The 13,200-nt window shown below is 52.9% G+C and carries 11 protein-coding genes and 1 riboswitch; of the genes, 4 read left to right on the plus strand and 7 right to left on the minus strand.

What is annotated here, in order from left to right:
* Positions 1-122: 122 nt before the first annotated feature.
* Positions 123-1,004 carry a glutamate racemase gene (gene murI, locus EYY67_RS15050; RefSeq protein ID WP_131693807.1) on the minus strand — a complete coding sequence of 294 codons (882 nt, stop codon included), beginning with the start codon at positions 1,002-1,004 and terminating at the stop codon, positions 123-125.
* Positions 949-2,811 (minus strand): TonB-dependent vitamin B12 receptor BtuB, encoded by a 1,863-nt coding sequence (btuB, locus tag EYY67_RS15055; protein WP_119823871.1) that lies wholly within the window; start codon positions 2,809-2,811, stop codon positions 949-951. The genes murI and btuB overlap by 56 nt, the downstream gene beginning before the upstream one ends.
* A 71-nt stretch (positions 2,812-2,882) precedes the next feature.
* Positions 2,883-3,141, minus strand: a riboswitch (cobalamin riboswitch).
* A 141-nt stretch (positions 3,142-3,282) separates the two neighbouring features.
* Here btuB and trmA point away from each other — a divergent pair.
* Positions 3,283-4,383, plus strand: coding sequence for a tRNA (uridine(54)-C5)-methyltransferase TrmA (trmA, locus tag EYY67_RS15060; RefSeq protein ID WP_095924163.1), 1,101 nt, complete (start codon positions 3,283-3,285; stop codon positions 4,381-4,383).
* 83 nt (positions 4,384-4,466) lie between these two features.
* Here trmA and bglB read toward each other — a convergent pair whose 3' ends face one another.
* The 4 genes from bglB to fabR all read right to left on the minus strand — a co-directional run bounded on the left by bglB (position 4,467) and on the right by fabR (position 8,509).
* Positions 4,467-5,606: a beta-galactosidase BglB gene (bglB, locus tag EYY67_RS15065; RefSeq protein WP_119823873.1), complete on the minus strand. Its 1,140-nt coding sequence runs from the start codon at positions 5,604-5,606 to the stop codon at positions 4,467-4,469.
* Between the two features lie 24 nt (positions 5,607-5,630).
* Entirely contained in the window at positions 5,631-7,217 is a 1,587-nt protein-coding gene (locus EYY67_RS15070; RefSeq protein WP_095924161.1) for an MFS transporter, read from the minus strand.
* Positions 7,218-7,494: 277 nt separating this feature from the next.
* Complete coding sequence (locus EYY67_RS15075) at positions 7,495-7,854, minus strand: YijD family membrane protein (protein ID WP_095924160.1); 360 nt, start codon at positions 7,852-7,854, stop codon at positions 7,495-7,497.
* Positions 7,829-8,509, minus strand: a complete 681-nt coding sequence (gene fabR, locus EYY67_RS15080; protein ID WP_095924159.1) for an HTH-type transcriptional repressor FabR — start codon at positions 8,507-8,509, stop codon at positions 7,829-7,831. Before fabR ends, EYY67_RS15075 begins: the two co-directional genes overlap by 26 nt.
* A 212-nt stretch (positions 8,510-8,721) precedes the next feature.
* On the opposite strand from fabR, the gene sthA reads away from it, so the two are divergent.
* On the plus strand, positions 8,722-10,122 hold the full coding sequence (sthA, locus tag EYY67_RS15085) for a Si-specific NAD(P)(+) transhydrogenase (RefSeq protein ID WP_095924158.1): 1,401 nt from the start codon (positions 8,722-8,724) through the stop codon (positions 10,120-10,122).
* Here the strand turns inward: sthA and oxyR are convergent.
* Positions 10,105-11,028 carry a DNA-binding transcriptional regulator OxyR gene (gene oxyR, locus EYY67_RS15090; protein ID WP_095924157.1) on the minus strand — a complete coding sequence of 308 codons (924 nt, stop codon included), beginning with the start codon at positions 11,026-11,028 and terminating at the stop codon, positions 10,105-10,107. The two genes, sthA and oxyR, sit on opposite strands and share 18 nt — an antisense overlap.
* A gap of 160 nt (positions 11,029-11,188) precedes the next feature.
* On the opposite strand from oxyR, the gene EYY67_RS15095 reads away from it, so the two are divergent.
* Both EYY67_RS15095 and EYY67_RS15100 read left to right on the plus strand, forming a co-directional pair.
* Positions 11,189-11,950, plus strand: coding sequence for a glutathione peroxidase (locus EYY67_RS15095; RefSeq protein WP_131693808.1), 762 nt, complete (start codon positions 11,189-11,191; stop codon positions 11,948-11,950).
* Positions 11,951-12,136: 186 nt separating this feature from the next.
* Positions 12,137-13,174 carry a LacI family DNA-binding transcriptional regulator gene (locus EYY67_RS15100; RefSeq protein ID WP_131693809.1) on the plus strand — a complete coding sequence of 346 codons (1,038 nt, stop codon included), beginning with the start codon at positions 12,137-12,139 and terminating at the stop codon, positions 13,172-13,174.
* Positions 13,175-13,200 lie beyond the last annotated feature (26 nt).

The raw sequence follows: 13,200 nt of genomic DNA on the forward strand, positions 1-13,200 counted from the left end.
CCGGGCGACTTGTCAGTCGTTGTTCCCGGTCAGTGGAGGCGCATTATAGGGAGTTCTCAGAAGGCCGCAACCCCTAAAATACAAATAATTTACTGACCGCTGAATCTTTCATCAAATGGCGTTTAAAGCGGCAATTCCTGGATACTTCTGAAGCCATATGACTGCAAAACAGGCAGCAAACTTTGCGCCTCTGCCGTCATCGCCATGCAATAGGCGACACTCTCTATTTCAACACCGGCTTTTTTTTCTGGAATAGCGACGTGAGAAGTCTCAATTAACCAATGTGCGCGGCGGGCAATCGCAGAACCGGAGTCGATCATACGCGTGCCGTCGGGCAAAACCTGTGACAGCTCTTGCGAAAGCAACGGGAAATGCGTGCAGCCTAATACCACGGTATCCGGCGGTTCACGTAAACGCAGCCACGGATGCAGGATTTTCTTCAATGCTGCCAGTGAGACTTCTTCGCCATGCAGCTTCGCTTCCGCCAGTTCCACCAGCTCTGCCGAACCCAGCATCAGAATCTGACAATCCGTCGCAAAGCGTGCCACCAGATCATGTGTATAAGGACGCTGAACCGTCGCGCGGGTCGCCAGCAACCCGACCACTCCATTACGTGTTAATTTCGCCGCGGGTTTAATTGCGGGAACAACGCCGACAACAGGGCAATTGAATCTGGCACGTAAGGCAGGAAGAGAAACCGTGCTCGCGGTATTACAGGCGATAACAATAATAGAGAGGGGATGGCGCTTCGCCACTGCGCTGACAATCTCAACGACACGCTCAACGATAAATTCTTCAGACTTTTCACCATAGGGGAAAGCCACATTATCGAAGGCATAGATATAGTGCAGGTCCGGCAACATCTGCCGGACCTCATCATACACCGACAACCCGCCGACGCCGGAATCGAAAACCAGCACCGTCGGGCGGTCAGGAACTTGTGTGGTATCAGAAGGTATAGCTTCCAGAGAGGTAGAACTCACGTCCTGGTGTGGCATAGCCATAAGCCGTCTCGTAATCTTTATCAAACAAGTTGGCAATTCTACCACGAACCGTCAGATGTGAGGTCACAGGATATGATGCGGCGAGATCCCACAAACTGACACCACCGAGTTTAACGGTCTGATAAGGATAAGAACCGTAATCGGTATCGTAACGTTGTCCTAGATATTGATAGTTGATCGACCAGTCGATGTCGGCAATATTCCAGTCAATCTGATATTTCGCCTGTTGTTTGGCGCGACGGGCCAGAATTTCGTTGGTGGTCGCATCACGCGGGTCGAGATATTCCAGCGTAATCTGGTGTTGCAGCGGACCCGTATCGAAGGAACCTGTCCATTCCACTCCTTTAATTGTCGCTTTACCGATGTTGTAGTAAACGTTGGTCGAGTCGTCGTAATCAATCATCTGATCGATGTCGTTACGATAGACGTTCAGGCGCCAGCTAAGAGGACCGGTCAGCCCCTCCAGTCCACCTTCCCATTGCTTACTTTCTTCAGGCTTAAGATCAGGGTTGCCGCCATAGCTGCTATAAAGCTGTCCCAGATTCGGCGATTTATAGGCTGTGCCGTAAGAAGCAATCAGTCGGTAGCCGTCGATGAATTCCCAGGCTGCACTGCTTTGCCAGGTGGTGTGCTGACCAAACTGCGAGTTATCGTCGCTGCGAACCGCGCCTTCCAGCGTGAAATCGCTGATTTTTTGCTGAGTGGTCAGATACACGCCGGTGTTGTGCTGGTCATAGCCATCGGCCAGATAATTGGTTCCCGGCTCGGTGGTCAGTTTCTGCCAGTCCAGACCAGCGCTGACTTCCCCTTTCCAGACCTGCAGGGTGTTACCCCATTGCACGTTGTACTGATCAGAATCATCCAGTGATGCGGAAGCGTCATACGGCCCGTACTTCGGATCGTAGTTATAGTCTTTGACGTGGCTGTAGCTGCCAATTAACTGCGTCGCGTAAATACCATTTTCATAACGCAGCCCCGTATCATAGGTACGGCTGTAAAGCTGACGGGTATCAATCAGCGCGCTGCCCGGCGAGTAATACGCATCATAAGCTGTGCGGTTATCGAAACCATAGGCACGGGCAAAGCCGCTGATCTCTTCATTGAACTGGTGTTGCAACGCCAGATACAGCGTCTTGTTCATGAAGCCGTCACGGTCTGGCTGAGGAACGCCGCCGGTGTTGCCGTCAGCGACCACGTCAATGCCACGGGTATAGGTGTAATCCCCTGCTGCCGTCAGCGTGGTGTTCTCACCCAGCGTCTGTTGCGTAGAGCCATTATAATTCTGATAACCATGGGAGCCGACACCCGCGCCGAGCGTGGTGCCGTCTTTATCACGCGTGGTAATAATATTAACCACACCGCCAATCGCATCGGAACCGTACACCGCAGAACGCGGGCCACGAATAAACTCAATACGCTGAACTAATGAAAGAGGGATCTGGCTGATATCGGCCGCGCCGGAAATACCGGCCTGATTAAGCCGCACGCCGTCGATTAACACCAAGGTATGGCTGGAATTGGTACCACGAACGAATAACGAAGCCTGCTGGCCCATTCCGCCGTTCTGGGCAATATCCACGCCGGGTAAACGACGCAGCACATCGGCCACGGATTTTGACTGCCATCTGTCGATATCGTCACGCGTCACCACATCGGTTGGCGCTAAAACAGAAGAAACAGGCTGTGGAAAACGGTTGGCAGTAACGACAAGATTATCGCTGCTGTTTGTGGAAGTGCTGTCTTGCGCCCACCCTGAAAAAGCCGTGACGGATAATGCCGTCAGCAGCACATGCTTTTTAATTGTCATGAATCGAGCATCCAAACTTAATTGGCGGATGCCGCAGAGGATCACCGGCGGTATTTCGCGACGACGATGATTAATGCGACGTAACATCGGCAGGTCTTCGGACTTAGGATTTGCAGGCTCATGAATTAAAAACACCTGCACCGGGCGATGACTTCCCATCTCCGCTTCTCTCTTCCCTTTATATAAAGAGGGAAAGAAAAAGAAGAAACAGTGTCTGCATAATAAAGAATGCTATCGCCGTGATTTCCCCATACCGCTGCGCGCCAGTTCCGGATTCACACCGGATTCCCTTTTAACTCAGTCAATGAGGCCGAAGGGCAATCCTACGATCAACCCTTTTGGAAATCCAGACATCCGTAATGTCTGACGAACTTTCGCGGTATAAACACAACAAAGGTAGACATAAGGGAGACTTTCCCTACAATCCCCCGCAAAGTTTGTCCATTTACTTCCTGCCAGACGAGATAACCGATGACGCCTGAAAACCTGCCCATTGAACAATATGACGACCAGCTGGCGGAAAAGACCGCACGTCTCACGGCGATGATGTCGCCTTTTCATGCGCCGCAGCCTGACGTTTACCGTTCTCCTGTCAGCCATTACCGTATGCGCGCCGAATTCCGCGTCTGGCATGATGAAGGCGACCTGTACCACATCATGTTTGATCAGCAGACCAAAGCCCGCGTGCGTGTGAACCAGTTCCCGGCCGCCAGCGAACTGATCAACCGCCTGATGCCGGTGCTGATCGCCGCCGTGAAGCAAGATCCGGCATTGCGCCGTAAGATCTTCCAGATCGACTATTTATCAACCCGCAGCGGCAAAATCATCGCTTCCCTGCTGTATCACCGTAAGCTTGATGACGAATGGCAGCAGGCCGCCACTGCCCTGCGCGACCAGTTGCGCGCCGACGGTTTTGATATCCAGCTGATTGGTCGTGCCGCGAAAACCAAAATCATGCTCGATCAGGATTATGTCGATGAAGTGCTGCCGGTAGCGGGCCGCGATATGATTTATCGTCAGGTGGAAAACAGTTTCACCCAGCCCAATGCCGAGATGAATATTCAGATGCTGGAATGGGCGCTGAAGGCCACGGAAAACGCGACCGGCGATTTACTGGAACTTTACTGCGGTAACGGCAACTTCTCGCTGGCGCTGGCGCGTAACTTCCGCCGCGTACTGGCCACAGAAATCGCCAAGCCGTCAGTGGCTGCCGCGCAATTTAACATTGCCGCAAACCATATTGATAATGTGCAGATTATCCGCATGGCGGCAGAAGATTTTACCCAGGCACTGAACGGCGTGCGTGAATTCCGCCGTTTGCAGGATGTTGATTTGAGCGGATACGAATGCAACACCATTTTTGTCGATCCGCCACGCAGCGGGCTGGATGACGAAACCGTAAAAATGGTGGCAGGATACGACCGTATTTTGTACATCTCCTGCAATCCGGAAACGCTGTGTGCGAATCTGGAAACACTGAGCAAAACACACCGCGTGACACGTCTGGCGTTGTTTGATCAGTTCCCGTACACCCACCATATGGAATCCGGCGTTCTGCTGGAAAAAATCTGACGGGCAAACGCGGAAACAGAAACGGGCACCTTTTAAGTGCCCGTTTTTATTTCAATCTCTTCTCAGCAAAAATACTGCCCGCCTTACAAGTAGACCCGCATATATTCTGACAGACACAGGATCGCCATCGCCTGCCCGTAAGGCATCGAGGTCAGCGCAATTTCGCGATAGAAATCCAGATCATTGCCCATCGCTGTCCCGAATGAGGTTTGCGTCAGTTCCCCGGCCGGATTGATGTGCTTGATCACGCCCTGAATGGCTTTCTCCGCAACCGGCGCATAAGACGCATCGATATAACGTTTACGCACGGCTTTCAGAATGCCGTAGGCAAAACCGGCGGTTGCTGAGCTTTCAAGATAAGACTGCGGATCGTCGAGCAGCGTATGCCATAAACCGCTGTCGTCCTGACATTTCGCCAGCGCACTGACCTGACTTTCCAGCACCTGCAACAAATAGCGACGGGTGGCGTTATTTTCCGGTAAATCCACCAGTTCGAGGAATTCCGGGATCGCGATGGTCAGCCAGCTGTTGCCACGCGCCCAGCGGGCCTGCGCAAAGTTATGATGTCCGTCGAACGTCCAGCCGTGGAACCACAGACCGGTTTCTCGATCCATCAGATACTGCACATGCATCAGGAACTGATACGTCGCTTCTTCGACAAACTCCGGACGGTCCAGCAGCTTGCCAATTTTCGCCAGTGGCAACACGCTCATCATCAGCGTGTCATCCCACATTTGCTGGTGATTTTCGTTGTTATAAACGATGTGCTGCATCGCGCCTTTATCGGTGCGCGGCATTTCATACATTACCCATTCCGCCCAGCGTTCCAGATAAGGACGCCATGCCGCATTGCCGGTTTCCTCGTAGCGATACGCCAGCGTCAGGAACGGGCTCATGGTATTGACGTTTTTGGTCGGCGTACCTTCGGCCAGACGCGCGGTAAACCAGTCATCGATCACCGCCCGCATTTTTTCGTCGCCGGTCTGCTGATAATACTGATAGATGCCATACAGCCCGATGCCGTGCGTCCATTCCCAGCCTGCCCAGCCTTTGGTATCAATCACGCGGCCATCGTCCAGTCGCAACAGGAACTCACCGGTTTTATCTTCGATATTCACCAGATTGTCTGTCACGTTATGGATCAGCGATTTCAGTTCGCTGCGTGAAATGAAATGTTCCGGCTGTCGCAGTAAGGCACTGTGTTTAACTTCAAAAACTTTCATGGCTTTCTCCTGTGAATTCAAAAATTACAAACGTCCCTGGACCGGCATTTCAGCAGCATCTTCGCGGGTCAGCTTTTCTGGTGGCGGGTTATTGCGATGCAGATAACCGATGTTGTTATTGCCCCACAGAGATTCGTATTTCATCCCTGTCAGCATTTCGACCGTGGCACGGTCTTCCGGCGTAATTTGCTCCGGCACGATACGGTTGGCATCGCGCATTTTCTGCGTTTCGCGGGTCAGCACGCCGTGCGTTTTCTGATTAAGACGGAAGAACAGGGAAATGGTGAAACCGATACTGAGCATCAGTAAGGAGCCGATCACCAGCACGCCAAGAATGGTATGGCCGACTGCCGGTACCTGCTGGCTTTGCCCGGAAACGAATCCGGCGAGTTGTAAAATAATCCCCACCAGCATCACCGCACCCGCCTGCGAGGCTTTGCGGGTCAACGTCATCACACCGGCGAAAATCCCTTCGCGGCGCTGGCCGGTAATGGTTTCATCAACGTCAGCAATATAGGTATAGATGTTCCAGGGTACGTAGTTGATGCCACCACGTCCCAGACCGGCCAGGGCAGAGATCAGCAGCAGTAATGACATCGAATCATTCATGCCGGTGAAATACAGCACACCGTAGGAAATGGTCGCCAGCCCGAACAGGGATACCGCGAGGCGATAAGACGGTGCCGGTCCGAAGCGGATACACAGCGGGATCATGCCGATAACCGCCACGAATTGCAGAATCGCCATCATGCCCATCAGGTTGGACGCAATCGCTGCGCTTTGCATCAGCACAAACACCACGTAATAAGTGAACACGGCATTAAACACGTCCTGCGCGATATAACCGCCGAGGTATAAACCCAGATGCTGACGGAAAATTTTGATGCGCAGTGTTGAAGACAATTCCACTTTCAGACGTTTCAGGCTTTGCGCCAGCGTCAGTTGCTGACGTTCGCGTTCAATTTTCTTCGTCGCTTCAGATTTGAGCTCTTCCGGACGTTCCCAGGTAAAGAAATACACCAGCGTCAGCACGCAGGCACAGATCACCGCAAAGACCAGGCTCGAATAGAAGAAGGAGATGGCGTTATCTTTGCCGAAATGCTGCAACAAAATCCCCGGCAGGAAGGCGGCGAGAATCGCCGACAGCTGCGCCAGCGCGATACGTGCGCCAGAGAATTTGGTTTTCTGTTTGAAATCATCGGTCATCTCCGGCACCAGTGTTTCATACGGCACCAGAATCATGGTATAGACGATATCGAACAGCAGATAAGTCAGCAGGTAGTAGACGTATCCCATGTCGCCCACCCACATAAAGCTGTAGCTGAACACACAAGGAATACCGAGCAGGATGAAGAACTTGCGTCGACCGAAACGCTTTCCGAGCCAGGTATTGCCGAAGTTATCGGTGAGATACCCCATCAGCGGACTGAGAACCGCATCGGCAACGCGCGCGGTAGCAAAAATAAAGGTCGCTTCGATGGGCGAGAGTCCGCAGAACGTGGTGTAAAAATAGAGCAACCACGCCGCAGTCAGGGCTGTTGTCCCCGCCCCCAGAAAATCGCCAGACCCGTAGGCGATATAATTAAAGAATCCGATTTTACGTGTTTTCATTGCCGACTTGCCTCTGTTAAATCACCTATAGGCGTAGGCTGAATGCGAACGACAGCATGTCGTCCGGCCATGATTCAAATTAGCGAGGAGGCAGAATGAAAACCTTTTGGTTTTTGCCACTCAAACGAACTTTATGGCAATGAAATGAAGAAGTGGGCGATCAATATCTAAATATTGAACATAGGTTTGATATTAATGAAATGACAGTTCATTAAGTGAGGACGGAATAAGAAAAGGCAATCCGAAGATTGCCTTATAAGAAGAACCGGAAATGATATTACTGCGGGGAAGACTTACGTTTTTTCAGCTTCACACCAATCCACAGCACCAGCGCCACGCAAATCAGCGCGGGCAGGAAGTTCGAACCCAGTTCAGGGTATTCCGCCCGGACAATGGCGCTGTACAGCAGCAATCCCAGCAGAAAGCAGGCCGCAGCCAGCACCGGTAATCCTTTGGGCATTTCTCCCCGGTGATAACGTACATGCAGGCAATACACCGCCAGTACCAGAGAAATAATCGGGAAAATCGAAAACGTTACGACGGAACTGAATAACGCATCAAATGTGCCATTAATCGACAGCCCGGCAATCAACGCCAAAACCAGAGTGCCATTATCCTGGTTCGGTTGTTCGGTCATCTTCTTTACCTCGGGTCTTATTATTGATGGGAGTCACAGCCGTGCGTTCCTGCTGACGGCGATACCAGTAATACGCGCCCTTGGAGATCATCCGCAACTGCAGCACCAGCCGCTCTTCCAGCTGGCGGCGCTGTGCGATATCCACATCCAGCGCTTCCGCACCGGCGTTGAAAACGATGATCACCATGGCCTCTGCCTGCGCTTCGGTAAAACTGCGCGGCATGTGATTTTCGAGTTGCAGATAGTCGGCAAGTTCCGCAATAAAATGCTGAATTTCACGGGCGACCGCCGCACGGAATGCGGAAGACGTGCCGGAGCGTTCGCGCAGTAACAGGCGAAATGCGTTGGGATTATTACCGATGAATTCCATAAAGGTAGAGACGGATGTGCGGATCACACTGCCGCCTTTGGCGATACGCTGGCGCGCCTGACGCATCAGCTGACGCAGCATCAGCCCGCTTTCATCCACCATGGTCAGGCCCAGTTCATCCACATCACGAAAATGCCGGTAAAAGGAGGTTGGCGCAATGCCTGCCTCGCGGGAAACCTCACGCAGACTCAGACTGGCAAAGCTGCGCTCGGCACTGAGCTGACTAAAAGCCGCCTCAATCAGTGAGCGACGCGTGCGCTCTTTTTGTTGTGCTCTTACGCCCATAACCTTCATCCGGATAGTGTTCTTCTTTTTGATTATTCGCCCGATATCGCTTCACTATACCAAAATTTTTCACGGTCGGAGCCAAAGATACCACAGCATAAAGTGGGTCAGAATGTTGCTGCATTACCATTAAATGACAACTGCATGTGGGGTAAATAGGTGTAATATGTTACTTTCTCGTTGTGATTTTGTATAAAAATAGGTTTCGAACTATGCAACAGCACTCACATTTTGATGCCATCATCATTGGCTCAGGCCCTGGCGGAGAAGGCGCCGCGATGGGACTGGTTAAACAAGGCGCCCGGGTTGCTGTCATCGAACGCTATAACAACGTCGGTGGCGGATGTACTCACTGGGGAACCATCCCTTCCAAAGCATTACGCCACGCCGTCAGCAGAATCATCGAATTTAATCAAAACCCGCTCTACAGCGATAACTCCCGCACAATGAGTTCCAGTTTCCCCGACATTCTGCGTCACGCCGATTCCGTTATTAATCAGCAGACCCGTATGCGTCAGGGTTTCTATGAAAGAAACCAGTGCCAGCTGTTCTCCGGCGATGCCAGTTTTGTCGATGCCAATACCATCAACATCCGTTATCCGGACAACACACACGAACAAATCACCGCAGACAACATCATCATTGCCTGCGGCTCACGCCCTTACCGCCCGGCCAATGTCGATTTCGGACATCCGCGCATTTACGACAGCGACCTGATCCTCGAACTGAGCCATGAACCGCGCCATGTGATTATTTACGGTGCGGGGGTGATCGGCTGTGAATATGCGTCGATCTTCCGTGGTCTGAACGTGAAAGTGGACTTAATCAACACCCGCGACCGCCTGCTGTCTTTCCTCGATCAGGAAATGTCAGACGCCCTGTCCTATCACTTCTGGAACAACGGGGTGGTGATCCGCCACAACGAAGAATTCGAGATGATCGAAGGCGTGGAAGACGGTGTGATCATGCACCTCAAATCCGGCAAAAAAGTGAAAGCGGATGCGCTGTTGTATGCCAACGGACGCACCGGTAACACCGATAATCTGGGTCTGGAGAACATTGGTCTGGAAGCCGACAGCCGCGGTCTGTTGAAAGTAAACAGCATGTACCAGACGGCGCTGTCACATATCTATGCGGTCGGTGACGTCATCGGTTATCCGAGTCTGGCCTCGGCCGCGTATGATCAGGGCCGTATTGCCGCGCAGGCGATGATTCAGGGGGAAGCCAAAGTCCATCTGATCGAAAATATTCCGACCGGCATTTACACCATTCCTGAAATCAGTTCCGTGGGGAAAACCGAACAGGAACTGACGGCGATGAAAGTGCCGTATGAAGTGGGCCGTGCGCAGTTTAAGCATCTGGCACGCGCACAGATTGCGGGCATGAACGTCGGCAGTCTGAAATTGCTGTTCCACCGCGATACCAAAGAAATTCTGGGTATTCATTGCTTTGGTGAACGCGCAGCCGAGATTATTCATATCGGCCAGGCCATCATGGAACAGAAAGGTGAAGGCAATACTATCGAGTATTTCGTTAATACGACCTTCAACTATCCGACGATGGCGGAAGCCTATCGCGTGGCGGCACTGAACGGCTTAAACCGCCTGTTTTAAGACGGCGGTTTTATCCATGTAAGGCTGCATGTGCTCTTTGATGGCTTCGGCGAGCTGCTCGTAACGCCCGCGCAGTGGCGAACCGGGACGGTAAACCAGCGCAATGGTGCGGCGCGGTTCCGGTTTGTCACAGGCCAGATATGTCACACCATCACGGCTGCGCTCATTGGGCACAGCCAGTGAGGGCAGCAGGGTAATGCCGCTGCCCGCCGCCACCATATTGCGCAGGGTTTCCAGACTGGTTGCCCGGAAATGGGTATCTTCGTCCGCGCCCGCCTGGAAACAGAAACCCAGCGCCTGATCGCGCAGACAGTGACCGTCTTCCAGCATCAGCAGTTTCTCACCGGCCAGATCGGCCATTGCCACGCGATCGCGCGATGCCCACGGATGATCGTCATAGATCGCCAGTTTCATTGGCTCATCAAACAGCGGCACTTCTATAAAAGCTTCACTCTCTTTCACCAGCGCCAGAATGGCACAATCGAGCTTTCCGCTGTCGAGCTGCGCCAGAAGCTGATGGGTTTGTGCTTCGTGCAGATACATTTCCAGTTTCGGAAAGGTTTTGTGCAGCGAAGGAATAATTTGCGGCAGCAGATAAGGCCCGACGGTCGGGATCAGCCCGATATGCATCGGCCCGGACATCGCCTCGCCCTGCTGGCTCGCCATCTCTTTGAGCACTTTCACTTCGCGCAACACCGTCCGCGCCTGATCGACCAGCAGCAGACCGGCCTGAGTGAACAACACTTTGCGGCTGGTTCTTTCCAGCAACATAACGCCCAGCTCATCTTCCAGTTTGCGGATCTGCCCGCTCAACGTTGGCTGACTGACATGGCATGAATCTGCGGCGCGACGAAAGTGACGAAACTCTGCCAGTGCCACCAGATACTCTAAATCGCGAATGTTCATTTTTCCTCCAGTCCCTATAAGGCGATGCGATAGCCGTTAACGATAGATAAGATAGCAATCAACGATTATATCTATCAACCATTATCGTGAATAATGCCTTCCAACGAAAAGGCTACGCCGAAAACATATTCGATTTTATTTATTAATTAAGAGGTTATTCATGTTTGCAAGCCAGGAAGGGAAAAACGTACCGCAAGTCACTTTCCATACCCGTCAGGGCGACCAGTGGGTAGATCTCTCCAGCGATCAGCTGTTTAAAAATAAAACAGTGATTGTTTTTTCACTGCCGGGCGCGTTCACCCCGACCTGTTCATCGAGCCACCTGCCACGTTACAACGAACTGGCACCGGTGTTCAAAAGTCACGGCGTGGACAGCATTCTGTGCGTTTCCGTCAACGACACCTTTGTGATGAACGCGTGGAAAGCGGAACAGAACGCCTCCAACATTACCTTCATTCCGGACGGTAACGGCGAGTTCACCAAAGGCATGGATATGCTGGTGGAAAAAGCCGATTTAGGCTTCGGTCCGCGCTCATGGCGTTATTCCATGCTGGTGCGCAACGGCGTGGTGGAAAAGATGTTCGTTGAGCCAAACAAACCGGGCGACCCGTTTGAAGTGTCTGACGCCGACACCATGCTGAAATATCTGGCACCTGAATTTAAAGTGCAGGAATCGGTTTCCGTGTTCACCAAACCGGGCTGTCCGTTCTGTGCGAAAGCCAAACAAATGTTGCAGGAACGCGGCATTCAGTACGAAGAAATTGTATTAGGTAAAGATGCGACCACCGTCTCTCTGCGCGCCGTAACGGGCCGGGCGACAGTACCACAAGTCTTTATCGGCGGACGCCACATCGGGGGAAGTGACGATCTGGAAGTGTACCTGCACTCAGAAACGCAGGACGTGTGCGAAGTGGCACAGTAACGTCGATAAGACTCTGCTGTAAGAAGTAAGACAAGAAGTCCCTGCATTATCGACAAAAAGAAGCAAAGTAAGACTACGTGAACTTTCGGCGGACTTCGGGTCCGCCTTTTTTTATTTAACAATCCCCTTCTGAGATCGCCCACCCTGTTTTCCTGCTCTTCTCCTGCGACACTTTGCGGTTGTTTCATGGCGAATGGCGGAACGATGACGGCGCAAAAACCCCGCAACAAAATTACGCAACAGGATGTCGCCCGTCTGGCGGGGGTGTCCGTTTCGGCGGTATCACTGGTGCTCGGCGGCAAAGGCCGTATTTCCCCGCAAGGGGTAGCGCGAATTTATCAGGCCATCGAACAACTGGGATATCAGTTACCTGCCACCGCCGTCCCCGCCTCTTTGCCCCGCATTGGCCTGTTACTGCCGCATGACTGCGATTTTTCCGCCGCGTTACTGCCGGCGCTGGCGAAAACCCTGCAACAGGCCGGTTTTACCCTCGCACTTTCTTATGTTGATTTGCACCCTTCGCGGTTACTGGCTCAGGCCGGAACGCTTCTGACACAGGACATCTGCGGCATGCTGGTGTGCGGGAGGCTGCTCAACGATCACCCCGATGTGTTGCAGGCGCTGAGTTCACGCGCTGACGCCCGTCACATCGCCCTGACCGGGATCAGCGCCCATCATCATCCGGGTCCGGTTGCCGCCGTCCATCCGGACAATGCGCTGGCGGCACATCAGGCAACGGACGCCCTGCTTAAGCAACAGCATAAACATATCGCGTATCTCGGCGGCGAAAACCATTCGCTGGTACGCGCCGAAAGACTGGGCGGGCTTTCCGTGGCGCTGGGTAAAGCGGGCGTGGCCTTTTCACCGTCGCTCAGCCTGCCCTGCGCCGCCACCTTTGCGGATGCCTCCCGCGCCGCCGAACAGTTACTTAAACAGCACCCCAAAATCTCGGCAATCCTGTGCGATAACCCGACGGTTTTGCAGGCGGCGCATCACACGCTGCTTAGCGGAACACAGGCACACCGCTGGCGGCTGTTTTCACGGCGCATCGCCCTGACCGGTTTCGGCGAATGTGAGTCATCCCTGAAACTGCAATTGCCGGTGATTGCCGCCCGTCACCGCACGCTGGCCCGTCGGGTGCTGGAATGCCTGCAACATCAGCTGGACGGCAACACATTATTGCCCGGCGATCCCCGCCTGACGGTGCCTGCCGTCTTCCTTTAACCTGTCCGGCAGGCAGGTAAAAAAAA

The organism is Rahnella victoriana, from assembly GCF_004330295.1.
Taxonomy (GTDB): Bacteria; Pseudomonadota; Gammaproteobacteria; order Enterobacterales; family Enterobacteriaceae; genus Rahnella; species Rahnella victoriana.